Origin of the sequence: Gillisella taibaishanensis (assembly GCF_001938985.1) — a bacterium.
Lineage (GTDB): Bacteria > Pseudomonadota > Alphaproteobacteria > Rhizobiales > Rhizobiaceae > Allorhizobium > Allorhizobium taibaishanense.
In genome coordinates, this window is sequence record NZ_MKIN01000027.1 from 226,097 (window position 1) to 249,722 (window position 23,626).

The 23,626-nt window shown below is 60.2% G+C and carries 23 protein-coding genes; 20 read left to right on the forward strand and 3 right to left on the reverse strand.

The genetic code is table 11. The features are described from left to right. Positions 1–113 precede the first annotated feature (113 nt). The 7 genes from BJF91_RS22550 (at position 114) to rplI (ending at position 5,341) form a co-directional block, all read left to right on the forward strand. Complete coding sequence (locus BJF91_RS22550; protein WP_075616766.1) at positions 114–1,037, forward strand: RTX toxin; 924 nt, start codon at positions 114–116, stop codon at positions 1,035–1,037. Positions 1,038–1,177: 140 nt separating this feature from the next. Beyond that, on the forward strand, positions 1,178–2,221 hold the full coding sequence (locus tag BJF91_RS22555; RefSeq protein WP_075616767.1) for a M4 family metallopeptidase: 1,044 nt from the start codon (positions 1,178–1,180) through the stop codon (positions 2,219–2,221). A gap of 84 nt (positions 2,222–2,305) precedes the next feature. Then, complete coding sequence (locus tag BJF91_RS22560) at positions 2,306–2,599, forward strand: protealysin inhibitor emfourin (RefSeq protein ID WP_075616768.1); 294 nt, start codon at positions 2,306–2,308, stop codon at positions 2,597–2,599. 286 nt (positions 2,600–2,885) lie between these two features. Next, on the forward strand, positions 2,886–3,338 hold the full coding sequence (gene rpsF, locus BJF91_RS22565) for a 30S ribosomal protein S6 (RefSeq protein WP_075617022.1): 453 nt from the start codon (positions 2,886–2,888) through the stop codon (positions 3,336–3,338). 12 nt (positions 3,339–3,350) lie between these two features. Continuing rightward, positions 3,351–3,599: a 30S ribosomal protein S18 gene (gene rpsR, locus BJF91_RS22570; RefSeq protein ID WP_015915510.1), complete on the forward strand. Its 249-nt coding sequence runs from the start codon at positions 3,351–3,353 to the stop codon at positions 3,597–3,599. 130 nt (positions 3,600–3,729) lie between these two features. After that, the gene (locus BJF91_RS22575; protein ID WP_075617023.1) at positions 3,730–4,734 is read left to right on the forward strand and encodes a DUF2232 domain-containing protein; all 1,005 of its coding nucleotides are present in this window, start codon (positions 3,730–3,732) and stop codon (positions 4,732–4,734) included. 31 nt (positions 4,735–4,765) lie between these two features. Next, on the forward strand, positions 4,766–5,341 hold the full coding sequence (gene rplI / locus BJF91_RS22580; protein ID WP_075616769.1) for a 50S ribosomal protein L9: 576 nt from the start codon (positions 4,766–4,768) through the stop codon (positions 5,339–5,341). A 121-nt stretch (positions 5,342–5,462) separates the two neighbouring features. On the opposite strand, the gene BJF91_RS22585 is transcribed toward rplI, so the two are convergent. Together BJF91_RS22585 and BJF91_RS22590 are read right to left on the reverse strand one after the other, a co-directional pair. Next, positions 5,463–6,473 (reverse strand): cupin domain-containing protein, encoded by a 1,011-nt coding sequence (locus BJF91_RS22585; RefSeq protein ID WP_075616770.1) that lies wholly within the window; start codon positions 6,471–6,473, stop codon positions 5,463–5,465. A gap of 83 nt (positions 6,474–6,556) precedes the next feature. Beyond that, a complete protein-coding gene (locus BJF91_RS22590) occupies positions 6,557–7,357 on the reverse strand; it encodes an alpha/beta hydrolase (protein ID WP_083943442.1) in 801 nt (266 codons plus the stop codon). Between the two features lie 588 nt (positions 7,358–7,945). Here BJF91_RS22590 and BJF91_RS22595 point away from each other — a divergent pair. The 4 genes from BJF91_RS22595 (at position 7,946) to BJF91_RS22610 (ending at position 11,791) form a co-directional block, all read left to right on the forward strand. Then, a complete protein-coding gene (locus BJF91_RS22595; RefSeq protein ID WP_075617024.1) occupies positions 7,946–9,442 on the forward strand; it encodes a replicative DNA helicase in 1,497 nt (498 codons plus the stop codon). A 148-nt stretch (positions 9,443–9,590) separates the two neighbouring features. Beyond that, a complete protein-coding gene (locus BJF91_RS22600) occupies positions 9,591–10,373 on the forward strand; it encodes a transporter substrate-binding domain-containing protein (RefSeq protein ID WP_210288999.1) in 783 nt (260 codons plus the stop codon). Between the two features lie 90 nt (positions 10,374–10,463). Then, positions 10,464–11,135, forward strand: a complete 672-nt coding sequence (locus tag BJF91_RS22605; RefSeq protein ID WP_075616772.1) for an amino acid ABC transporter permease — start codon at positions 10,464–10,466, stop codon at positions 11,133–11,135. Further along, positions 11,132–11,791 (forward strand): amino acid ABC transporter permease, encoded by a 660-nt coding sequence (locus tag BJF91_RS22610; RefSeq protein WP_075616773.1) that lies wholly within the window; start codon positions 11,132–11,134, stop codon positions 11,789–11,791. Before BJF91_RS22605 ends, BJF91_RS22610 begins: the two co-directional genes overlap by 4 nt. Positions 11,792–11,799: 8 nt before the next feature. Here the strand turns inward: BJF91_RS22610 and BJF91_RS22615 are convergent, their stop codons facing one another. After that, positions 11,800–12,654, reverse strand: a complete 855-nt coding sequence (locus BJF91_RS22615; protein WP_075616774.1) for a helix-turn-helix transcriptional regulator — start codon at positions 12,652–12,654, stop codon at positions 11,800–11,802. A gap of 194 nt (positions 12,655–12,848) precedes the next feature. Here BJF91_RS22615 and alr point away from each other — a divergent pair, with 194 nt between their 5' ends. From alr to BJF91_RS22660, 9 genes are all read left to right on the forward strand, one after another. Further along, a complete protein-coding gene (alr, locus tag BJF91_RS22620) occupies positions 12,849–14,012 on the forward strand; it encodes an alanine racemase (RefSeq protein ID WP_075616775.1) in 1,164 nt (387 codons plus the stop codon). 88 nt (positions 14,013–14,100) lie between these two features. Then, positions 14,101–15,108, forward strand: a complete 1,008-nt coding sequence (locus BJF91_RS22625) for a LysM peptidoglycan-binding domain-containing protein (RefSeq protein ID WP_075616776.1) — start codon at positions 14,101–14,103, stop codon at positions 15,106–15,108. 134 nt (positions 15,109–15,242) lie between these two features. Beyond that, positions 15,243–16,643 carry a DNA repair protein RadA gene (gene radA, locus BJF91_RS22630; RefSeq protein ID WP_075616777.1) on the forward strand — a complete coding sequence of 467 codons (1,401 nt, stop codon included), beginning with the start codon at positions 15,243–15,245 and terminating at the stop codon, positions 16,641–16,643. 190 nt (positions 16,644–16,833) lie between these two features. Then, positions 16,834–17,814: a UDP-glucuronic acid decarboxylase family protein gene (locus BJF91_RS22635; protein ID WP_139310836.1), complete on the forward strand. Its 981-nt coding sequence runs from the start codon at positions 16,834–16,836 to the stop codon at positions 17,812–17,814. Further along, the gene (gene galE / locus BJF91_RS22640; RefSeq protein ID WP_075616779.1) at positions 17,811–18,785 is read left to right on the forward strand and encodes a UDP-glucose 4-epimerase GalE; all 975 of its coding nucleotides are present in this window, start codon (positions 17,811–17,813) and stop codon (positions 18,783–18,785) included. The genes BJF91_RS22635 and galE overlap by 4 nt, the downstream gene beginning before the upstream one ends. Positions 18,786–18,889: 104 nt before the next feature. Further along, entirely contained in the window at positions 18,890–20,206 is a 1,317-nt protein-coding gene (locus tag BJF91_RS22645; RefSeq protein ID WP_075616780.1) for a UDP-glucose dehydrogenase family protein, read from the forward strand. A gap of 244 nt (positions 20,207–20,450) precedes the next feature. After that, a complete protein-coding gene (locus tag BJF91_RS22650) occupies positions 20,451–21,050 on the forward strand; it encodes a CvpA family protein (RefSeq protein ID WP_075616781.1) in 600 nt (199 codons plus the stop codon). 245 nt (positions 21,051–21,295) lie between these two features. Next, the gene (gene purF, locus BJF91_RS22655) at positions 21,296–22,786 is read left to right on the forward strand and encodes an amidophosphoribosyltransferase (RefSeq protein ID WP_075616782.1); all 1,491 of its coding nucleotides are present in this window, start codon (positions 21,296–21,298) and stop codon (positions 22,784–22,786) included. 78 nt (positions 22,787–22,864) lie between these two features. After that, complete coding sequence (locus BJF91_RS22660; RefSeq protein WP_075616783.1) at positions 22,865–23,602, forward strand: SDR family NAD(P)-dependent oxidoreductase; 738 nt, start codon at positions 22,865–22,867, stop codon at positions 23,600–23,602. Positions 23,603–23,626: the final 24 nt, after the last annotated feature.

The window sequence follows — 23,626 nt, forward strand, 5'->3', positions numbered from 1 at the left end:
CTTATGAGAGCATTGCCGGGGAAGTGGGAACCGGTTTCCCGTCCGGGAATGTGCAAAGGCAATAGGTCTGACGCGGCGATTATCTGCTGCATCAGGACCGGGGATGGGCGACGATGAGCACGATCAACAGTTTTTACCGCGACCCCAATGCCGTCGCCTATGCCAGCCAGTTATTCTCAGGCTCGCGCCCGGCTGCCATTACGGCCAAGGGCCAGTCCCATCCCGGCACAGCCTTTGAAGATGGTTCCGTTCAGTCCAGCAGCCAACGGGCGCTGGCGCGGATCATCGAAATTCTCAGCCTTGGCGGCGACGACAGCGCGTCGGAGGCGAAAGTCACCGATAACCTCGGCTATATCACCCAGGCTTCGGGAAGCGAGGGTGACGATAAGCTGACGCTGACTGGTCGAGCCATCTATCAAGTCGAAACCGGTGCGGGCGACGACACCGTCATGGCAAAAACTGCTGCAATGAGTGGCGTGGCGCTCGGCGACGGCAAGGACAGTCTCAAGGCCAGCGCTGCACTGCTCACCGATATCGACGGAGGTGCTGGCGACGACGACCTGCAACTGACCGGCGCGTTGATCATGAACGTAACGGGTGGTGACGGCAACGATACGATCAAGGTTTCCGGCCAGACGCTGACTAGCATCGATGGCGGCGCCGGTGACGACACCATGTATCTCGAGGGCAACCGCATCTTTGCCTCCGGCGGAAAGGGTAACGACACCGTCACCATTCACCAGACTGGCACCATTCACCAGACCGGCAAGGATAGTGGTATTGCCGAATATGCCTTCGCCGCTGGCGATGGCAGCGACACGATCACCACGGATGGACCGCTGGCGCTGAAACTCGACGGTTACCAGCAGAGCGATATCACCATCTCCACCAGCGCCAACGCCATGACCATTAGCTTTGCCGGCTCGACGGATAAGCTGACCGTGGCCTTTGACGGCGCGGGTACCAAGGGCGCCACCCCCGCCTATGCATTTAGCAATGACAGTGGCCGCTTGACGCTGACGATCAAACCGACCTGATCTCTACCCGTCCACTTTTATGCCTTTTTGTCCTTGCGTAGCGACGCATGGAACCTGCTGCTGCCTGCCGAGTTTTCCCGGATAGATTTTAAAGACAACGCATATTCCCGTCGTCGGACAAATTATCCATGGAGGCTCGCATGTGCCGATACTGCCAGATCATTCCCGAAAAAGTGCTGATCGCCCTCTCCCATGACGAGGACCTGCCTGCCGACGCCAGAGAGCGGTTGACCGCCACGATGCGCCACGACCATCAGCTGCGCCAATTCCGTGACAGCGCCCGGCAGCTGGTCATGGCCAAGCGGCCGTTCCAGGCCTTTTCCGTCACCTTGACGCAGACGCCTGATATCCCGGTCTATACCTGCAATAACGGCATGACGCTGCCCGGCGTGCAGATTGCCGACCCCGGCAACTCCAGCGATCCGCAGGTGAAGACCACGTTCAACACGACCAGCGATGTCGAGCGCTTCTACCGCAGCGTTTTCAATCGCAACTCGATCGACGGCAATGGCATGACCATCCTGTCCTCGGTTCATTATGGCCGCGACTACAACAATGCCTTTTGGAACGGATCGCAAATGGCCTATGGCGACGGCGATGGCCAGATCTTCACCGCCTTCTGCGACAGCGCCGACGTCGTCGGCCATGAGCTCACCCATGGCGTCACGCAATATACGCTGGGCCTCGATTACGAGAATCAGGCCGGCGGCCTCAATGAGAGCCTGTCCGATGCCTTCGGAAGTCTATTCAAACAATGGGTTAAAGGCCAAAGCACTGATGAGGCCGACTGGCTGATCGGAAACGATATTCTCGGTCCCGCCGCCCGGCAGAAATACACCTGTTTGCGCGACATGGCCGACCCGACCAATGCCCATTGCATGGGCGGCCAGATCGCGCATTTCCGCGATTATCGCGACGGTATGGACCCGCATGAAACCAGCGGCATCGCCAATCACGCCTTCTATCTGATCGCCACCCGCCTTGGCGGCAAAAGCTGGGACAAGGCCGGGCCGATCTGGTATGATGCCCTGACGCGCAACGGCAGCAATCCAGATATGACGATGGCGGAATTCGCAGGCGCGACGAAAGCCTCGGCCGCCCGTCTGTTTCCCGGTGACACGGCCGTTGCAAAGGCAGTCGATAGCGGCTGGGCGGACGTAGGCATCGCCCTTGCAGGTGTCTAGGCTATCGCCGACGGCATTGCAAAACACGGACGAGATCCTATCTCGGTTCGTGACGACCTTTGTAAGCAAAGGGCACCGAGGGCCATGGAAGCGATGGATGAACTTATTCTGGAAAAGACCGGCGGCTTTGCCGGTTTCGGCGGTGTGAGATCAGCGCTGCGCAGCGATGGCGTCTGCGCGGTGGAAAAGCTCAGTCCAGAAGAACTGAGCCTGATCGAGGGCTTCTTTTGCGAAAACGGCACCGAACCCGCCAAGGTGGCCGATGGTTTTCGCTACCGGATCGTCTGGCCATCACGGTTCGGAACCCGTTCGGTCGAGGTTCCCGAAAGCCTCGTGCCTGAGGAAATCAAGGCGTCCGTGAAAGATCGGCTGCGGTAACGCAGCCTTCCAGACACAGCTATTTCGGGCTTCACCCTTGCTTTCCCGGCAAAAGCGCGTATAAGCCGCCCTGTTCGCAACACCCGGTCTATCGGCTGGTGGCTGAACGGAGGGCCGGCAGACTTATTCTGCCGACAGAAACGACAAGCGTTTCGGCCTCCCGTGTCTCCGCTCTCGACCGTCTCGTACAACGCTTTTCTTGCCCCGGGTATGCCCGATCAGGAGCAGTCGTTGAGGCTTAGCGCCGATCCGGGTGATGACACATCGCAAGAAAGGCAAAGCTATCATGGCTCTTTATGAACATGTATTCCTTGCCCGGCAGGATATGTCCGCACAGCAGGTCGATGCCCTCGTAGAACAGTACAAGGGCGTTATCGAATCCTTCGGCGGCAAGGTCGGGCGCGTAGAAAACTGGGGCTTGAAGTCCCTGACCTATCGCATCAACAAGAACCGCAAGGCTCACTACGCTCTCATGGACATCGATGCTCCGGCAGCCGCTATCCATGAAATCGAGCGTCAGATGCGCATCAACGAAGACGTTCTTCGTTACATGACCATCGCTGTTGAAGCGCACGAAGAAGGCCCGTCGGCCATGATGCAGAAGCGCGACCGCGACGACCGTCCGCGCCGTGACGGCGACCGTCCGGATCGTGGTGACCGCGGCGATCGTGGTCCCCGTGAAGGTGGCCGCGAGAGCTTTGGCGATCGTCCGCGCCGTCCGCGCGAAGACCGGGTATAAGGAGATCTGACTATGGCTGAAGTTTCCTCTTCCACGGTTCGTCGTCCGTTCCACCGCCGTCGCAAGACCTGCCCCTTCTCCGGCGCCAACGCTCCGAAGATCGACTACAAGGACGTACGTCTGCTGCAGCGCTACATTTCCGAGCGCGGCAAGATCGTTCCTTCGCGTATCACGGCTGTGTCGCAGAAGAAGCAGCGCGAACTGGCCAAGGCCATCAAGCGCGCCCGCTTCCTCGGCCTGCTGCCTTACGTCGTTGCTTAATAAAAGCTAATGTGACTTCGCGGCTCCCGTTTTCGGGGGCCGCATCCCTTCCGCGATGGGCGTGGATCGGAACGCATAAATCCCATGTTGAGGGCAGATGCCCTCTAACTGCCAGGCGCAGGACAGCGACGTGAAACAATTAGACGGGAAATTGCTGCTGACCGGCTTCCTTGCCGGCGTGACCGCCATCTTTCTGGTGCTGGCGGCCAATGCACAACCGTCTTTTTCCGCCGTCCTCTATGCCGCCTCTGCTCTTCCTGTGATGATCGTCGGTCTGCGCTGGGGCAATCTGCCCGCCATCGTCGCCATCATCACCGCCGCCATTGCCGGCGCGCTTGCGGTCTCGCCGCTGTTTGCCTGCGCCATGGCAGTCTTCACCCTGCTGCCGGCCGGCTGGATCAGCCATCTCGCCAATCTCGCTCGCCCTGCCTCCGAAATTGGTGGGCCGGACAAGCTTATGGCGTGGTATCCGCTGTCGGATATCCTGATGCATCTCTGCGGCCTGGTTGCTATCGGCGTGATCTTCCTCGGCGTCATGGTCGGCTATGACCGCGAACTGGTCAGCAACTTGATCGACGCGCTGATGGCAACGCTTGCCGAGCGCGACCCGACCAGCGCTGCGGCCATGGGCAATACGGTTGCCATCAAGTCGACCATGCTGCTCACCTTGCCGATCGTGCAGGGCGGGCTGTGGGTGATCATGCTGTTTGCAGCCTATTACATGGCGAGCCGCATCGTCGCTGCATCAGGCAATTCGACCCGTCCGCGTGAGGATATTCCGTCCGCACTGCGCATGAACCGTAACGCACCCTTCGTCTTCCTGGCTGGCATCGTCGCCTGTTTCGTGGGCGGCGTTCCGGCACTGATCGGCGCCACCATCTGCGGCACCTTCGGCGCCGGCTTCCTGCTTGGGGGCTTTGCTTCGCTGCATCAGCGCTCGCGTGGCAAGGAATGGCGGATACCGGCACTGATTCTCGCCTATATGGCATCACTTCTGGCCTTTCCGGCCTTCTTCATCGTCATTCTCGGGCTGATCGACACACGGCGGACAGTAGCCCTGACTCCGCCCCGCGGCGGCTCCGGTCCGGCATCCGGCCCCACTCCCGGAAATGATGGCAATACACCTGACACTTGAACTGACTAACGTGAATTGAAAGGATACCAGCATGCAAGTCATTCTTCTCGAGCGCATCGCCAAGCTTGGCCAGATGGGCGAAGTGGTTAAGGTTCGTGACGGCTTTGCCCGTAACTACCTGCTGCCGACCGGCAAGGCCCTGCGCGCCAACGCCGCCAACAAGACCCGTTTCGACGCTGAGCGCGCCACGCTCGAAGCCCGTAACCTCGAGCGCAAGGCTGAAGCCCAGACCGTCGCCGACGTTCTGGACGGCAAGTCCTTCATCGTCGTCCGTTCGGCTGGCGAAACCGGCCAGCTGTACGGTTCGGTCGCTGCTCGCGATATCGTCGATACCCTGGCTGCCGAAGGCTTCACCGTTTCGCGCAACCAGATCGAGCTGAACAACCCGATCAAGACCATCGGCCTGCACAAGGTTACCATGCACCTGCATGCCGAAGTCGAAATCGCCATCGATATCAACGTTGCCCGTTCCGCTGAAGAAGCCGAGCGCCAGGCCAAGGGCGAAAGCCTCACCTCCGCTGACGCCATCTACGGCGTTGACGAAGATGCCCTGCGTCCGGAAGACTTCTTCGATCCGGAAGCTGACCGCGACGGCGACGACGAATAAGACTGAAGATCGCGCCTGTCGCTGCTCCCGCAGCCAGGCGTACCTTCAAAGTCAAAACAAAACGCCCGGATCACTCCGGGCGTTTTTTTATGCGGAAAAGAAAGACAGAGCCGAAGACCGATCAGCCTGCAAGCTTTGCATCGGCAGCCACCCCATTGGCCATGGCCGCAAAGTCATCACCCGTGGCCGGCGCGAAGGTGAATTCTTCCGTCGCGGTTCCAAGCTCGTTCCAGAAGGACAGCCCATCACCATTTGCGGCACTGAGCAGCCAGCGGGCGCTGCCGCTCGTCACCTGCGAGGCATAGGCGGTTCCGGCGGGGATATTGGCGAAATCACCGGCCTGGAGATCGTGGCTTTCGCCGTTCAGGCTGAAGCGCAACGTGCCTTCAAGCAGATAGAGCGAGACATGGGTCTTGGCATGGGCGATTGCCGGTGCACTGGCGCCACGGCCGGCCTCGATGGTGCGCATGTCGGCGGCACCAGCGCAGATCTCATGCGGCAGCACCCGGGTGGAGAGATGGCCACCCAGGCGGTGGCGGGCGCCATAACCCGCCTGCAGCACATAGGAAGCCTGTTCGCCTGGCAGCACCCGGTCGGTGTCATCGCCATTGCCGACCTCGGCATAGACCTGCTCGGGCACCCGCATCACGCCGAATTGCCCCATGGCCTTGCCCATCCGCGAGAAGTCGAAGGGATGGTTTTCCGGCGGCAGGCCGGGCAGCTCCCAGGCCGCACCGGCGCTTCCGAAGAAACCTTCCCAGCCGCCGGGGGCGACAATGCCGAAAAACTGGGTATGCGGCGCCACAGATTGATAGGAGTGCACATCGTAAGGTTTGACATAGGCGAAGTCACCGTCAGTCAGCACGCGCGACACGCCGTTTGCCCAGATACGCAAACGGCCACGGGTGCAGAACCAGGTGTCGTGCTCCTTCTCATGGTAGTGGAGCGGGATCGGCTGGCGGTCGATCGTCGCTTCGCAGACCACGGCACCGTAACCGCCGGCGGTTTCATCCACCCCAGCCAGCACGCGAACGACTTGGCCAGCAACGTTGAAATGGGCACCCTCACCCTGGCGCAGGATATAGGGAACGGCCTTGCCCGGAAGGCTGGTGATCACGTCGGTCTTCGGCATCGTATCTGCCCTTTCGAAATTTTTGAGCGCGCCAAGGCGCTAACATATGGATTGATTAATGTGACGAGTGGCCCAGTGCCGGATCAGCTCGCGAACAGACGCTGGAAGAAAAGCCGGAGCGGGGCGGCCAGCCGGGCGGAAAAACTGCCGGCAACATCAGGACCTTCCTCGGAAAACCACAGATGCGGCGCCTCAGGCATTTCAAACGCTGTCACCGGATATCCGGCCTGGCGCAGCGCCCGCGCAAAGGCAGCCGATTGCTGCGGCGCGATGTCCCGGTCGAGATGCCCCCAGCACAGGAAGATGGGCATGCTGCGCCCATAGGTGATCTGCCGCAGCGGCGAGGCTCTGTGATACAGCAGTGGATCGGCAAAGGGTTTGACGCCCAGCAGCAGTTCAGTCTTGTCGGGTGCCGTGACGCTGTTGACCGCCAGATCCGCCTGCCAATGTTCCATCAGGTCATAGGCGCCGTAAATACCGGCAAACCCCTTGGGTTGCGGGCCGTCGAATTCGGGCGATAGGCTGACCAACGCGCCAAGATGGGCGCCAGCCGATGCGCCAAGCACGGCGATGCGCTTTGGATCGATTCCATACTGCGGCCCGCTCTCGGCAAAGAATTTCAGCGCGGCGGCGATATCCTCGGCATTTCCTGGAAATGCCGGCTTACCTGGCGCCGCCCGCCGATAGTCGACGCTGGCGAAGGCAAAGCCGGCCCGGGCGAAATAAGCGCCCCAGAGCTTGAGCGCGCCTCGATGGCCGCGAATCCAGCCGCCGCCGGAGATGCCGACAATCAGCGGAAACGGCCCGGCCCCGCCAGGCAGAAACAGATCTGCCGACAGCGCGGTGCCGTCCGCTTGGCTGTAGGTCAATGTCGTTATGGTCACGCTTTATCGCCTCCTCCTGCTACGCCGTCGCGCCTGGCATCGCTGCGATCCCAGGCCACGCCTCCCAATTACGCCTCCCAATTACGCCTCCCAATTACGCAAGCACTCCATCGCGGCACCGACTGCTCACCCGAAGTGCCTCCGCCTCCTTGGAGGCGACTATTGCACAAATTTCGGCCACGTAAAGAAAAATATAAATTCTGTTTCTATGCGCTATTTTGTATATAAAAACCAGTTGAACGAAGCGTGGCGTACAAGCATTGGATGTCGCCTTCTTGGAACGATTGATCTTTCCGGGTAAGAGGATGAATGGCCGGTGCGACGTGAGTCGCGGCAAGACACAGTCAATGACAAAAACTGCGTAGCTCGGTTTTTTTCACAGCGGCGTTGCAGGGCCTGTGAACTACTGTGTGAATCAAAAAGCGCCTTTTAACAGCGGCCCCGTCTCGCTAGTGGAAGGGGATACGGACCGGAATCGGTTCGAGACAAATTTTGCAGCAGGTATAAAATGCTTCAGCAGCGTGCCTTCTCCTAAGGCGGGCTGCGTGAGGATGCATCCTTCAGCCAAAGACGAAACGGATGAAGCCCATGAACGACGTTCCGCGCAGGCTCAACCCTGCCCAGCCGGCAGAGCCCCACTACCGCGAAGCCCCGAACAATCTCGAGGCCGAACAGGCTTTGCTTGGCGCGATCCTGGTCAACAACGACGCCTACTACCGCGTCTCCGATTTCTTGAAGCCCCCGCATTTCCATGAGGGCCTGCACCGCAAGATCTATGAGGTTGCCTCGGACATTATCCGGATGGGCAAGACCGCTAATCCGGTGACGATCAAGACCTTCCTGCCGGCGGATCAGAAGATCGGTGACCTGACCGTCGCGCAGTATCTGGCCCGGCTTGCGTCGGAAGCCGTATCGATCATCAATGCCGAGGACTATGGCCGGGCGATCTATGACCTGGCACTTCGTCGGGCGCTGATCCAGATCGGCGAAGACATGGTCAACATCGCCTTCGACGCGCCGCTCGACATGCCGCCGCAGGCGCAGATCGAAGACACCGAGCGCCGGCTGTTCGACCTTGCCGAAAACGGCCGCTACGATGGCGGCTTCCAGTCCTTCAACGATGCTGTGGCGCTTGCCGTCGACATGGCAGGTGCCGCCTTCGAGCGCGACGGGCATCTCTCCGGTATTTCCACCGGCATTCATTCGCTGGACAGCAAGATGGGCGGGTTGCAGCGGTCCGACTTGATCGTGCTCGCAGGACGTCCGGGCATGGGTAAGACCTCGCTCGCCACCAATATCGCCTGGAACATTGCGGCGGCCTATGAGCCGGAAGTGCAGCCTGACGGATCGTTCAAGGCCAAGAACGGCGGCGTCGTCGGCTTCTATTCGCTGGAAATGTCGTCCGAACAGCTCGCCACCCGTATCATGTCCGAGCAGACCGAAGTCTCCTCATCGAAGATCCGGCGCGGCGACATTACCGAACAGGATTTCGAAAAGCTGGTCGGCTTTTCCCAGACCATGCAGAAAGTGCCGCTGTTCATCGACCAGACCGGCGGTATTTCCATCGCCCAGCTTTCGGCCCGGGCGCGGCGGTTGAAGCGCCAGCGCGGCCTCGATTGCCTCGTGGTCGACTATATTCAGCTGATGACCGGCTCGGGCAAGTCAGGTGAAAACCGCGTTCAGGAAATCACCCAGATCACCACCGGCCTGAAAGCGCTGGGCAAGGAATTGAACGTGCCGATCATCGCCCTGTCGCAGCTTTCACGTCAGGTGGAAAGCCGCGACGACAAGCGCCCGCAGCTGTCGGACTTGCGTGAATCGGGCTCGATCGAGCAGGACGCCGACGTGGTCATGTTCGTGTTCCGTGAGGAATATTACGTGCAGAACCTCGAACCGCGCGACATGGCCGATCCGAAATATCCCGAGTGGGAAGCCCAGATGGAAAAGGTGCGCGGCACGGCCGATGTGATCATCGCCAAGCAGCGTCACGGACCCACCGGTACCGTCAAGCTCGCCTTCCAGGCGCAGTTCACCCGCTTTGCCGATCTCGCGGATCCCAGCTTCACGCCTTACGAAGAGGCATGATGACGTTTCGCACGCCCATCGCCTAGTTTTCAGGCAGATGAGCACCGAATATCCACGCACCGTGCGAAGCCGCCCCAGCCGGGCGGCTTTTTGCATAGTGGCATAGCAATTGCTTGTAATTGTGCATTATATCAATGTGGAGCACATCATGCATCGCCGTACCTTGCTGGCCCTCGGCCTTTCCCTTGCCACCTTTGCCGCCGCCCTGCCGGCCCACGCCGATGCGCTTAAAGACATTACCGCCAGGGGCACGCTGAAAGTGGCCGTGCCGCAGGATTTCCCGCCTTTCGGCAGCGTCGGCACCGACATGCAGCCAGTTGGCTACGACATCGACACCGCAGCACTGATTGCCAAGCAGATGGGCGTCAAGCTGGAACTGGTGCCGGTCACCAGCGCCAATCGCATTCCCTATTTGCAGACCAACAAGGTCGATCTGGTCATTTCCAGCCTTGGCAAGAACCCGGACCGCGAAAAGGTCATCGATTTCTCCATCGCCTATGCGCCCTTCTATAACGGCGTCTTCGCTCCTGCCGATGCCGCGATCAAATCGGCTGCCGATCTCGCCGGCAAGACCGTCGGCGTGACCCGCGGCGCGGTTGAGGATCTGGAACTGACCAAGGTTGCGCCTTCTGACGCCGTGATCAAGCGCTACGAGGACAACAACGGTACGATTTCCGCCTTCCTCTCCGGCCAGGTCGATGCTGTCGCCACAGGCAATGTCGTGGCCGCCGCCATCCTGGCAAAGAACCCGCCGAAGCGGCCGGAACCGAAATTCCTGATCAAGAACTCGCCCTGCTTCATCGGCTTCAACAAGAACGAGCCGGCGCTGGCCGAAAAGCTCGACAGCATCATTAAATCCGCCAAGGCCGATGGCTCGCTGAGCAAGATCTCCGAGAAATGGCTGGGCGCACCGCTGCCGGCCGATCTCTGATCGAATTGACGAGCATGATGCCGCCTTTTGGCGGCATGACCGCATCAGTCAGGCGGAGCCGACCGATCTGCTCCGCCAGCAGGATTTTCAATGCATTACGTTTTCGATTTTAGCTGGGTAAGCGAGTATTATCCTGTGATCCTGAAAGGGATCGGGGTGACGGTGGAACTGACCCTTGTGGGCGGCATCGTCGGCATCGCGTTCGGCGTGATCTGCGCCTGGTGCCGGGCGCTCGGTCCCAAATGGATCAAGCCGCCGGTCGCCACCTATGTGGAGTTGATCCGCAATACGCCATTTATGATCCAGCTGTTCTTCATCTTTTTCGGCCTGCCCTCGACCGGGCTGAAACTGACGGAAATGGAAGCCGCCAATCTGGCGATGATCATCAATCTCGGCGCCTATAGCTGCGAGATCATCCGCGCTGGCATCGAGGCGACGCCGAAAGGCCAGTTCGAGGCGGGCGCGGCGCTGGCGCTCAGGCCGCTGCAGACGTTCCGGCTGGTGATCCTCGTGCCGGCCCTGCAGAAGATCTGGCCGGCTTTGTCCTCGCAATTGGTGATCGTCATGCTGGGTTCGGCAGTCGTGTCGCAGATTGCCGCCGAAGACCTGACATTCGCCGCCAATTTCATCCAGTCGCGCACTTTCCGGGCCTTCGAATCCTACATGATCTCGACGGCGCTCTATCTGCTGTTGGCCATCGGGCTCAGGCAAGTGCTGGCCCTCATCGGCCGGCAGATCTTCCCACAGGGGGCGACCCGATGACCGAGTTCACGCTTTGGGATATTGCCCGTAATCTGCTGCTGGCCGCCCGCTGGACGCTGCTTCTGTCGCTGGTGTCCTTTGCCTGCGGCGGTGCTGTCGGCCTCGGCCTGTTGATGCTGCGGATTTCCAAGCAGCGCGCAGCCCAATTGTTTGCGCGCGGCTTCATCGAATTCTTCCAGGGTACGCCGCTGCTGATGCAGCTGTTCATCGCCTTTTTCGGGCTTGGCCTGTTTGGCGTCGATGTTCCGGCCTGGCTTGCCGCCGGCGTGGCGCTGACCTGCTGGACCGCAGCCTTCCTGACGGAAATCTGGCGCGGCTGCGTCGAGGCCGTGCCGAAGGGCCAGTGGGAAGCAGCCAAAAGCCTGGCGCTGACCTATGGCCAGCAGATGCGGCTGATCATCCTGCCGCAGGCGCTCAGGATCGCCATTCCCCCAACGGCCGGCTTTTCGGTGCAGGTGGTCAAGGGCACGGCGCTGACCTCGATCATCGGCTTCATCGAATTGTCCAAGGCCGGCACCATCGTCACCAACGCCACCTTCCAACCCTTCACCGTCTATGGCCTGGTGGCACTACTGTACTTTGCCATCTGCTTTCCGCTGTCGCGCTATTCCAAATATCTGGAACGCCGCTTTGGCGCGGCACCGGTCGGGCACTGATATTATCATCAACCTCGGCGGAACTGCGCCGGGGTAATCCCCATCCGCTGCTTGAAACTGCGGGTGAAATGCGCCTGATCGGCAAAGCCGCAGGCGAAGGCCACTTCAGCGGGTGGCATGCCCCTGACCAGCATAGCCCCGGCCTCGCGGATGCGCCGCAGCGTCAGATAGGCATGCGGGGTGATATGATAGGCGGCACGGAAAGCGCGGATCAGATGGGCGCGGCTGCAGCCCGCCAATTGCGCCAGCCGATCAAGACCGATATCCTCGGCAAAATGGCTGTGACGATAGTCTCGCACTCTTGCCATGGCGGGGCCTGTATGCGCGTACAGAGGCCTTGGGCCGAAGGCGCCGTGGCGGGTAAACAGCGCCAGCAGCACGCTCAGCATTGCCTCCTCGCCTTCCATCCCTGTGGTCCGCGCCTCCATCAGCAGGTGCGCAAGAGTGAAAGCCTGGGCCAGATCGGGATCATGGACGATCTGGCTTGGAAAGTTCGGCGTTGCCGTCAGTGCCCGCCCGCCCCGCTCCTCCAGCACCTCACGCATCAACGCAACGGACGGATAGATCATTCGATAGCGATAGACGCCATCGACCGGCCCGCCATCATGGATCTCTTCGGGATTGATCAGATAGAGATCGCCAGGCCCGCACATCTGCCGGCAACCGCGGATGGTCGCGATCTTCAACCCGGCCTCCATGGCGCCGATGCCGAAATGTTCGTGGGCATGCGGTGAGAAGCGATGGGTAACGAAAGTGGCGCTCATGCAATCCATGCCTGAAAAGCGCGCATCCCGCCAGAAACGGGTCTGTTCGCGGATAGGCGGCTGACGCAGAACAGCGCTGGGCGACGAAAGCATGTGCATGAGTGGACGATACCACCGCATCGTCATGTCAGTCTTGAAGAAAAGTGATAGGCTTGGCCATCATCCTACAGCGCCGTGCGCCATAAATGGCGCGCAAGGGTTCGCTGTAGCACATCAAATCTTCCGCATAATTTCTCCTTAAATCGATTCCGATTTAAGGAGAAATTATGCAATAGCCAAAGCAAAGCCGTTTCATGACCTCTGCCTCCTCAGTCATTCCGCCATCCGACGAGTTCCTGACCGCGCCGCTGCGCGCCACCATCGACCTACAGGCGCTGGCCGATAACTGGCGCGCGATGGCCAAGCGCTCCGGCAAGGCCCGGGCTGGTGCCGTGGTCAAGGCAGACGGCTACGGCATTGGTATCGAGGACGCCGGCCAGACGCTTTACAACGCCGGCGCGCGCGACTTCTTCGTCGCCCTGCCCTCGGAGGGCGCGACGCTGAGGACCTATGCGCCTGACGCCCGGATCTTCGTACTATCGGGGATCTGGGATGGGATGGAGCCATTCTTTTTCGACCACGACCTGGTGCCGGTGATTGCCAGCGAGGAACAGCTGGCCTTCTGGATGCGGGCGGTGTCCGAACATGGCGACCATCCCTGCGCGTTGCATGTCGACACCGGCTTCAACCGGCTGGGGCTGAGCCTTGATGATGCGCTGTTTCTCGCCTCCGATGTGTCGCGCCCGGCGAGCTTTTCGCCGGTGCTGATCCTCAGCCATCTCGCCTGCTCCGACGATCCGACCTCAGCGATGAACCGCAAACAGCTTGAATCGTTTCAGCAGGTTAGCGCGGCTTTCGACGGGATTGAATCAAGTCTTTCAGCTTCTGCTGGAACTTTCCTCGGACCCGATTACCATTTCGACCTGACCCGCCCCGGCATCGCGCTCTATGGTGGCGAAGCTGTCATCGGCCAGCCCAACCCGATGCGGCCGGTGGTCACCGCCGAGGCGCGCATCCTGCAGATCCGCGAGGCCAAGGCCGGCGAGACCGTCAGCTACGGCGCCACCTGCCAGCTTGCCCGTGACAGCCGCCTCGCTGTCGCCTCGGTTGGCTATGCCGATGGCTATCTGCGCAATCTTTCCGGCCATGGCACGGCCTTGCGCGAGACAGGCCTGCCGGGCGCCCACGGCTTCATCGCCGGCCACCGCGTGCCGGTCGCAGGCCGCATCACCATGGACATGACGATTTTCGACGTGACCGACCTTCCGGAAAAGGACGTAGCCGTTGGCGATTACATCGAGCTGTTCGGTCCGAACATGCCGATCGATGACGTCGCCCGCGCCGCCGGCACCATCGGCTATGAAATGCTGACAGGCCTCGGCCTGCGCTACGAGCGGCATTATCTGGAAGCGGAATGAATTAAGCGCTGTATGTAGCAAAAGTCACGTACTTTTAGTTGTATTTAAGCAATGATGCCCTCGCTGAATGTGCAGCCAGGGGCATTTCATGGACACGACTTTTTTCTACACAATTTTGAGCGGCGATACCTTTGCGGGCATTGCCACTCAGATCAATGGCTGTAAGGGCGTCACGGCAGCAGACATCAAAGCCGCCAACCCTCGCCCAGGCGTAGCGCTGGCCGGGTCGATCATCGCTATTCCAGCAAAGACCGTTGGCGCTTCTCCGCTGAATTATACGGTACAGCCCGGCGATACGTTTGATGACATCGCCACACACGTCAACGCGTCAGCAGGCGTTACCGCCAGCCAGATCAGTGCCGCCAATAAACGTGATTCTATAAATGGTCTGGAAACCGGGGAACTGATCGCCATCCCTCGCCACACGCAAAAGCTAGATACTACGTCGTCCACTACCCCAGCTGAAAATATTGGATATTGGGACAAGACATGGCACCGTGTTGCCGCTCCAGCCAATGCGACAATGGGCCTTGCCTTCAGTGGCTACTCCGACCCGAGCAAAGCTCTCGCCCAAAGCGCTACCGTGATCGCCAATCTTGCAGGCGTCAAATACATAACGCTTGGCGGTGGAAACCAAGACGGAAGCTTCAGTGTCCCCATCCTCGACAGCATCAATTCCGCTATTCGACACGGCGCTTTTTCCCATTGCCAAGGCATAGCCTATGATGTCGAAGAAGGCAGTAGCGGCCTCAGCGCGGCTTTTCGAAATTCCTTTTCCATCGCCAAGGCCGCCAGCCTTTCGGTGCTGGTGACCGTCAGCCACTCCACTCCCTTCGGAGTTGCAGATGCCAAGACCCTGATGGCCTCCTTCTTTTCCGATGCCAATATCGATTTCCTGTCGCCGCAGCTCTATACGAGCGGCAGCGAGACCAGCAATGATTGGGCAACGTCCGGCGGCGTGACCTGGGACGCCTATAAAGACGCCAAGGCGGCCATCGTGCCGAGCATCACCCATGCCAATCTCTATGATAATGCCCAAGCCACCTTTGCGCACCATCAGGTGAAGACTGCGGGCTACATTGTCTGGGACTGCTGAATAGGCGGCCACGGCGGTGCCGCCACTGTGGCAAACACGCGATTTGAAGCCTTGCATAACCGTGCCATTTCTCCTAACTGAGGAGGAAAGATTCACAGTTTGTTCCGCATTTCGGAACCGGCGAAAGGCACGGCATGGCCAAGGCCAAAACCCAATTCATCTGCCAGAACTGCGGCACGGTGCATAGCCGCTGGGTCGGCAAATGCGATGGCTGCGGCCAGTGGAACACCATCGTCGAAGAAGACCCGATGGGCGGCATCGGCTCCGGCCCCGGCAAGATGCCGAAGAAGGGCCGGCCTGTGGCGCTGACGACGCTGTCGGGCGAAATCGAGGAAGCGCCGCGCATTCCGACCGGGCTTGCGGAACTCGACCGGGCGACCGGCGGCGGCTTCGTGCGCGGCTCGGCGGTATTGATCGGCGGCGATCCCGGGATCGGTAAATCGACGCTGCTGATGCAGGCTGCCGCCGCATTGTCGCGCAACGGGCACAGGGTCGTCTATGTCTCAGGCGAAGAGGCGGTAGCGCAGGTCCGCCTGCGCGCCCAACGGCTGAACGCCGCCGACACCGATGTGCTGCTGGCCGCCGAGACCAATGTCGAAGATATCCTGGCGACGATTTCCGAGGGCAAGCGGCCCGATCTTGTCATTATCGATTCGATCCAGACACTGTGGAGCGACACCGCCGATTCGGCTCCGGGCACGGTTACTCAGGTGCGCACCGGCGTGCAGGCGATGATCCGTTTTGCCAAGCAGACCGGCGCGACGATGGTTCTGGTCGGCCATGTCACCAAGGAAGGGCAGATTGCCGGACCGCGCGTGGTCGAGCACATGGTCGATGCCGTGCTCTATTTCGAGGGCGACCGGGGCCATCACTACCGCATCCTACGCACCGTCAAGAACCGATTCGGCCCGACCGACGAGATCGGCGTGTTCGAAATGTCGGATAAAGGCCTGCGCGAAGTCGCCAATCCCTCCGAACTGTTTCTAGGTGAGCGCAACGAAAAGGCGCCGGGCGCTGCCGTCTTCGCCGGCATGGAGGGCACGAGGCCCGTGCTGGTGGAAGTGCAGGCACTCGTTGCCGCCACAGCGCTCGGCACCCCGCGCCGGGCGGTTGTCGGCTGGGATTCGAGCCGGCTTGCGATGATTCTTGCGGTATTGGAAGCTCATTGCGGCGTGCGGCTTGGCCAGCACGACGTCTACCTCAATGTCGCCGGTGGCTACCGCATCACCGAGCCGGCCGCCGACATGGCAATCGCTTCGGCGCTCGTGTCGTCGCTCGCCGGCGTCGCCCTGCCAGCCGATTGCGTCTATTTCGGCGAGATCAGCCTGTCTGGCGCAGTCCGCCCGGTATCGCATACGGCGCAGCGGCTGAAGGAGGCGGAAAAGCTTGGCTTTTCCAGCGCCGTTTTGCCCACCGCGTCGCCTGACCTTCCAAAGGGCAATCGCAAATGGGGCGAGATCGACAGCTTGCCGGATCTTGTCGCGCGCATCGCCGGCTCGAAACTGAAATCAAGCCAGCAAGCTGTGGAGGATTGACCGCAAACCGATCTTCGTCGTCGGGCCGTTGTAATTCTGGCACAAACTATGAAGCCGCTGAAGCGAACCGATTGGCCTTTGGCGAGTTTGGGACAGCGATGGATCATAATGGTTGATTGGCATAGGCCCGGAATTGACAGGGCCGGAAGCCTTCCCCTACATGAACGGCAACAGGTTGGACGAGGACGACATGGGAAAAACACGGACGGCATTGGTGACCGGCGGCGCTGGATTTCTCGGTTCCCATGTCTGCGCACGGTTGCTGTCCGAAGGATGCAAGGTCGTCTGCCTCGATAATCTGCAGACCGGCCGACTCAAGAATATCGAGCCGCTGCTGACCAATCCCTTGATGTCTTTCGTGAAAGCCGACGTGCGCGATCCGCTGCCGGATGGCGTTTACGACGAGATCTGGAACCTCGCCTGCCCCGCCTCGCCGCCGCAATATCAGATCGATCCTGTCGGGACGATGCTGATCAACGTGATCGGCATGAAGAACGTGCTGGATCTCGGCGTTGCCTGTGGTGCCCGGGTGTTCCAGGCTTCGACCAGCGAAATCTATGGCGACCCGCAGGTGCATCCGCAGACGGAAAGCTACCGCGGCGCTGTCAACACCATTGGCCCGCGTGCCTGCTACGACGAAGGCAAGCGCGCGGCTGAAACCCTCTGCTTCGACTATCACCGCCAATATGGCGTCGAGATCAAGGTCGTCAGGATCTTCAATACCTACGGTCCCAACATGGACCCTCAGGACGGGCGCGTCGTTTCCAATTTCATCGTTCGCGCCTTGGAAGGTGCGCCGCTGGAAGTCTATGGCGGCGGCAGCCAGACACGATCCTTCTGCTATGTCGACGACCTGATCGAGGGCTTTTTCCGGCTGATGCGGTCGGATGCCTCGATCACCGGCCCGGTCAATATCGGCGATCCCGGCGAATTTACCGTGCGGGAACTGGCCGACATCATCCTGGAAATGACCGGCAGCCGCTCTGTGATCATCGACCGTCCCCTGCCGGCTGACGATCCGCTGCTGCGTCGTCCCGATATTTCCCTGGCCGGCAAATTGCTGGGCTGGGCCCCAAAAGTGCGGCTGCGCGAAGGGCTGAAGCGATCTATCCCGTATTTCGCCACTGAAACCGGATGCGCCGTCAAAACCAATCTGGATACCCTGTCATGAAGCATATCCTCGTCGTCGGCGGAGCCGGCTATATCGGCAGCCATGCCTGCAAGGCCCTGTCAAAGGCCGGCTATACGCCCGTTGTCTACGACAACCTCGTGTATGGCCATGAAGATGCCGTGAAATGGGGACCGTTTGAGCGTGGCGATATCGCCGATGCCGCCCGGCTTGACGAGGTGCTGGCCAAATACAAGCCGGAATGCGTCATGCATTTCGCCGCCTTCGCCGCAGTCGGTGAATCGGTCACGGATCCCGCGAAATATTACAACAACAATATCCACGGCTCCGTCTGCCTGCTGGACGCCATGCGCCGTAACGGCATCAACACAATCGTGTTTTCCTCGACCTGCGCCACCTATGGCGAGGTGCGCAGCCTGCCGATCGTGGAAGAGGCCGAGCAAAATCCGGTCAATCCTTACGGCTTTTCCAAACTTGTCATCGAGCAGGCGCTCAAGGATTACGGCCGTGCCTATGGGCTGAAATGGGTGGCCATGCGCTACTTCAATGCTGCGGGCCTCGACCCGGAAGGCGATCTGGGTGAGCGTCACGATCCGGAAACTCATGCCATTCCGTTGGCCGTGCTCGCCGCGATGCGCCAGACCGAGTTCAACGTGTTCGGAACAGATTACGACACGCCCGATGGCACCGCGGTCCGCGACTATATCCATGTCTGCGACCTTGCAGATGCCCATGTGCGGGCAATCGACTATTTGCGCAACGGCGGCGAAAGTGGTGCCTTCAACCTTGCCACCGGCAAGGGCACATCGGTCAAGGAATTGCTGGACGCGGTGTCGCTTGCCGTCGGTTCGCCTGTGCCGATCAAATATGCAGCACGCCGGGCTGGCGACGCACCGGTTCTCTACGCATCCGGCGACAAGGCGCGTACGCTGTTGGGCTGGAACCCGCAATATACCGACATCAACCTGATCGTGAAGACGGCAGCGGATTGGTTCAAAGCCAACCGCAATTGAGGACGGTGGCACGGATTTTTGATCCGAGCCAGATCTCCTCTCAGATCGTCTTGTGACACGCCTCTTTTGGCAGGCCCCCTTTTGACAAGAAAGCGGCAGAATCGATGAATGTTCGCATTACCATGGTAGGCACTGGCTATGTTGGCCTGGTCACGGGCGCCTGTTTCGCCGAATTGGGCCATGACGTGATCTGCGTCGACAAGGACGAGCGCAAGATCGACATGCTGCGCCAAGGCAAGATGCCGATCTACGAACCCGGCCTTGATGAGTTGGTGCAGCGCAATGTTGTCGCCGGCCGCATTTCCTTCAGCACAGATCTTTCCGAAAGCGTCAAGGATCGGGACGCGGTCTTCATCGCTGTGGGGACGCCGACAGAGGCTGGCTCCGACCGGGCGGACCTCAAATATGTGTTTGCCGCTGCCGCCCAGATCGCAACTGCCGTCACCGGCTTTACGGTCATCGTCACCAAATCGACGGTACCTGTTGGCACCAACAGGCAGGTTTTCGATATTGCCAAGGCCAACCTCAATCCCGAGGCCGAGATCGCCGTCGCGTCCAATCCGGAATTCTTGCGGGAGGGTGCTGCGATCAAGGACTTTCTCGAGCCGGACAGGATCGTGGTCGGCGTCGACACCCCCCAGGCAGCCGAAGTGATGGAGCGCATCTATGCGCCGCTGCTGTTAAACGGCCAGGTACCCTTTCTCACGATGGGCATCGAGACGGCGGAACTGGTCAAATATGCCGCCAACGCCTTCCTGGCGGTGAAGATCAGCTTCATCAACGAAATGGCCAATCTCTGCGAAGCCGTCGGCGCGACGGTCGAAGATGTTGCCCATGGTATCGGGCTTGATAAGCGCATCGGCCGCGCCTTCCTCAATACCGGTCCTGGATGGGGCGGCTCCTGCTTTCCCAAGGATACGCGTGCATTGCTTGCCACGGCATCTGATGCCGGCGTCAAATCGCTCGTCGTGTCTTCGGCGGTCGATGTCAATAACCAGCGCAAGACCGACATGGTCAGTCGGGTTTTGAACGCGGCCGACGGCGATGTGAAGGGCAAGAAAATCGCCGTGCTTGGTGTGACATTCAAGGGCCAGACCGACGATATGCGCGACAGCACAAGTCTGATTCTACTGCCCGCCCTGCAGGAGAAAGGCGCAACCGTCGTAGCCTTCGATCCGTCCAATCCGCACGAAGCAGCCGCCCTTTTGCCGGGCGTGGAAATGACGCGCACGGCCCGCGAGGCTGCGACCGGTGCCGACGTTCTCGTCATCCTCACAGACTGGATGGTGTTCAAGACTTATAATTTCAAGGAGATTGCCAGCGTCATGGCGACACCTGTGATGGTCGATCTGCGCAACATGTTCAGCGCTGCCCAGGCGCAGAAGAACGGCTTCATCAACTACATCTCGCTTGGTCGCTAAGTTGAAGCCTTGCAAAATGCATGGTTCTTGTAAAATCCAGGCGAAAAGTCACATATCTGTCGTAGTGCGGCACCGGATTGATCCTTCCACTGCGTGACATCGTGGTGTAAGGAGGGGCCGCGCGAAGAGAGCGGTGACGGAGATAGGCTGCACTGGCCTGCGTTCAACCGCTCAGTCTTCCCGGGCGCCCGGGCCATTCCGGCGCCATGATCCTGTTTGGCGCCATGTCCTGGAGTTGACCTGAATGCCCATTACGATTTTCGACGGTATTGTCATCGGTGTCGTGCTGTTTTCAGCCGTACTGGCGATGATCCGCGGCTTCTCACGCGAGATCCTGTCGATTGCCAGTTGGGTTGGCGCGATTGCAGCGGCCTATTATCTGTACCCGATCGTCCTTCCCTATGTGAAGAACTATACCAACGACCAGCGCATCGCGATCGCAGCCTCGGCTGGTGGTATTTTCTTGATCGCGTTGATCATCATCTCCTTCATCACCTCGCGGATTGCAGACTTCATCATCGACAGCCGGATCGGCGCGCTGGACCGGACGCTCGGCTTCCTGTTCGGCGCTGCCCGCGGCATTCTGCTGCTGGTGGTGGCCGTGGCTTTCTGGAACTGGCTGATCGATGCCAAGCAGCGGCCGGACTGGGTGAACAATGCCAAGTCCAAGCCATTCCTCGATGCGCTTGTCGTCAAGCTGGAAGCGGTGCTGCCAGCCGATATCGAGCCGCAACTGCGCGCCCGCATCCTTGGCAAGCAGCAGGCTCCGGCCGAGGGCCAGGCTCCCGAGGAAGACGCACCGCAGACCACACCTGGTCAACCGGCTCCGGCACCGTCGAACTGACGGTTGCCGACACAGTTTCGCGACCTTATGGACGTTGATGGTTGGCATGCTTATATAGAGGCCAATCCAAGCGAGCGGTTCCGGCAAGACCGAATTGCTCAAGTCGATCCCGCTTCTAGCGGGATCGAATGATAGACATATCGAGTGCCACCGTTTCCTCGCAAGAACATCAGGCACTTGTCACAGCTTTTCGTCACCCGCGCACCCGTCTGCGACGCGCATGTATCGAGCAAAGGCTTGCTGCAATGAATCAGTCTATTTCCTCGACTTTCCTTGAAGACCTCGAAGGCGACACGCTGCATGAAGAATGCGGCGTATTCGGCATTTTGGGACATCAGGATGCGGCAACGCTGACGGCGCTTGGCCTGCATGCGCTCCAGCATCGCGGACAAGAAGCGGCGGGTATCGTCTCCTTCGACGGACGGCAATTCCATACCGAAAAGCATATGGGTCTGGTCGGTGACCACTACACCAATCCAGTGACGCTGGCGAAATTGCCGGGCTCGGCCTCGATCGGCCATACCCGTTATTCGACAACTGGCGAAGTGGCGCTGCGCAATGTGCAGCCGCTGTTTGCCGAACTGGAAGAAGGCGGCATCGCCATCGCCCATAACGGCAATTTCACCAATGGCCTGACACTGCGTCGCCAGATCATCGCGACAGGCGCCATCTGTCAGTCCACCTCGGATTCGGAAGTGGTTCTGCATCTCATCGCCCGCTCCCGCCACAGCTCGACCGCCGACCGCTTTATCGACGCGATGCGGCAGATGGAAGGCGGCTATGCGATGATCGCGCTCACCCGCACCAAGCTGATCGCCGCGCGCGATCCGATCGGTATCCGGCCGCTGGTCATGGGCGAACTCGACGGCAAGCCGATCTTCTGCTCGGAAACCTGTGCACTTGACATTATCGGCGCAAAATTCGTCCGCGATGTCGAAAACGGCGAAGTGATCATCTGCGAAATCCAGCCTGATGGATCGATCACCATCGACAGCCGCCGCCCTGCCCGGCCCCAGCCGGAGCGGCCCTGCCTGTTCGAATATGTTTATTTTGCAAGACCCGATTCGGTCGTCGCCGGCCGCAACGTCTACCAGACCCGCAAGGCCATGGGGATGAATCTGGCCAAAGAAGCTCCCTGCGACGGCGATGTCGTGGTGCCGGTGCCCGATGGTGGCACACCGGCCGCACTCGGCTATGCGCAGGCGAGCGGCATTCCCTTCGAATACGGCATTATCCGCAATCACTATGTCGGACGGACCTTCATCGAGCCGACGCAGCAGATCCGCGCCTTCGGCGTCAAGCTGAAGCATTCCGCCAACCGGGCGATGATCGAAGGCAAGCGGGTGATCCTGGTGGACGACTCGATCGTGCGCGGCACGACCTCGCTGAAGATCGTCCAGATGATCCGCGATGCCGGCGCCAAGGAAGTGCATATCCGCGTTGCGAGCCCAATGATCTATCATCCCGACTTCTACGGCATCGACACGCCGGACGCCGAAAAGCTGCTGGCCAATCAATATGCCGGTGCAGAAGCCATGGCGAAATATATCGGCGCCGACTCGCTCGCCTTCCTGTCGATCGACGGGCTGTACATGGCCGTCGGCGGCGAGGCCCGCAACCCTGAGAACCCGCAGTTCACCGACCACTATTTCACCGGCGATTACCCGACACGGTTGGCGGACAAGGAAGGCGAAAAGATGGGCCGCAAGGTCTCGGTCATGGCCAGCAACGGCTGAGACGTGGTCAATAAGGCCTGAGCCGGCTGCCGTCGGCCGGGCCTGGATATGCATGCGGGAAGAGGCAGGGAAGAGCATATGACTGTTGATCTGAAGGGGCGGATCGCGCTGGTAACGGGTGCATCGCGCGGTATCGGTTATTTTACAGCACTTGAGCTGGCCAAGGCCGGGGCGCATGTGATCGCCTGCGCGCGCACTGTCGGCGGTCTTGAGGACCTCGACGACGCGATCAGCGCCGCTGGCGGCAGTGCTACGCTGGTGCCCTTCGATCTCAACGATATGAATGCTATCGACGCGCTTGGAGGCTCTATCTTCGAACGCTGGGGCAAGCTCGACATTCTCGTGGCCAATGCCGGCGTGCTCGGCACGATTTCGCCGGTCGCGCATGTCGAGGCCAAGGTGTTCGAGAAGGTGATGACCATCAATGTCACCGCCACATGGCGCCTGATCCGTTCGATCGATCCGCTGATTACCAAGTCCGACCAAGGCCGCGCATTGATCCTGTCTTCAGGCGCCGCCCACAAATGCAAGCCGTTCTGGGGCCCCTACTCCGCCTCAAAGGCCGCTGTTGAAGCGCTCGCCCGCACCTGGGCGGCAGAGCATCAGCGCCTGCCGCTGAAGGTGCTCTCCGTCGATCCCGGCGCTACCCGCACGGCAATGCGCGCCCAGGCCATGCCGGGTGAAGATCCCGACACGCTGCCGCATCCATCGGACGTCGCAAAGGCGTTGCTGCCGCTGGTCGGGCCACAACAGACGGAAACTGGCAAGCTTTACATCGTGCGCGAAAACCGGATTGCCGATTATCCCGCCATCTAAAGCATTTCCAGGAAAAGCGTTAAA

Coding starts and splice junctions, on each gene's coding strand:
- BJF91_RS22550 (WP_075616766.1), top strand. CDS start 114: ATGAGCACGATCAACAGTTTTTACCGCGACCCCAATGCCGTCGCCTAT.
- BJF91_RS22555 (WP_075616767.1), top strand. CDS start 1,178: ATGTGCCGATACTGCCAGATCATTCCCGAAAAAGTGCTGATCGCCCTC.
- BJF91_RS22560 (WP_075616768.1), top strand. CDS start 2,306: ATGGAAGCGATGGATGAACTTATTCTGGAAAAGACCGGCGGCTTTGCC.
- rpsF (WP_075617022.1), top strand. CDS start 2,886: ATGGCTCTTTATGAACATGTATTCCTTGCCCGGCAGGATATGTCCGCA.
- rpsR (WP_015915510.1), top strand. CDS start 3,351: ATGGCTGAAGTTTCCTCTTCCACGGTTCGTCGTCCGTTCCACCGCCGT.
- rplI (WP_075616769.1), top strand. CDS start 4,766: ATGCAAGTCATTCTTCTCGAGCGCATCGCCAAGCTTGGCCAGATGGGC.
- BJF91_RS22585 (WP_075616770.1), bottom strand. CDS start 6,473: ATGCCGAAGACCGACGTGATCACCAGCCTTCCGGGCAAGGCCGTTCCC.
- BJF91_RS22595 (WP_075617024.1), top strand. CDS start 7,946: ATGAACGACGTTCCGCGCAGGCTCAACCCTGCCCAGCCGGCAGAGCCC.
- BJF91_RS22600 (WP_210288999.1), top strand. CDS start 9,591: ATGCATCGCCGTACCTTGCTGGCCCTCGGCCTTTCCCTTGCCACCTTT.
- BJF91_RS22605 (WP_075616772.1), top strand. CDS start 10,464: ATGCATTACGTTTTCGATTTTAGCTGGGTAAGCGAGTATTATCCTGTG.
- BJF91_RS22610 (WP_075616773.1), top strand. CDS start 11,132: ATGACCGAGTTCACGCTTTGGGATATTGCCCGTAATCTGCTGCTGGCC.
- BJF91_RS22615 (WP_075616774.1), bottom strand. CDS start 12,654: ATGCACATGCTTTCGTCGCCCAGCGCTGTTCTGCGTCAGCCGCCTATC.
- alr (WP_075616775.1), top strand. CDS start 12,849: ATGACCTCTGCCTCCTCAGTCATTCCGCCATCCGACGAGTTCCTGACC.
- BJF91_RS22625 (WP_075616776.1), top strand. CDS start 14,101: ATGGACACGACTTTTTTCTACACAATTTTGAGCGGCGATACCTTTGCG.
- radA (WP_075616777.1), top strand. CDS start 15,243: ATGGCCAAGGCCAAAACCCAATTCATCTGCCAGAACTGCGGCACGGTG.
- BJF91_RS22635 (WP_139310836.1), top strand. CDS start 16,834: ATGGGAAAAACACGGACGGCATTGGTGACCGGCGGCGCTGGATTTCTC.
- galE (WP_075616779.1), top strand. CDS start 17,811: ATGAAGCATATCCTCGTCGTCGGCGGAGCCGGCTATATCGGCAGCCAT.
- BJF91_RS22645 (WP_075616780.1), top strand. CDS start 18,890: ATGAATGTTCGCATTACCATGGTAGGCACTGGCTATGTTGGCCTGGTC.
- BJF91_RS22650 (WP_075616781.1), top strand. CDS start 20,451: ATGCCCATTACGATTTTCGACGGTATTGTCATCGGTGTCGTGCTGTTT.
- purF (WP_075616782.1), top strand. CDS start 21,296: ATGAATCAGTCTATTTCCTCGACTTTCCTTGAAGACCTCGAAGGCGAC.
- BJF91_RS22660 (WP_075616783.1), top strand. CDS start 22,865: ATGACTGTTGATCTGAAGGGGCGGATCGCGCTGGTAACGGGTGCATCG.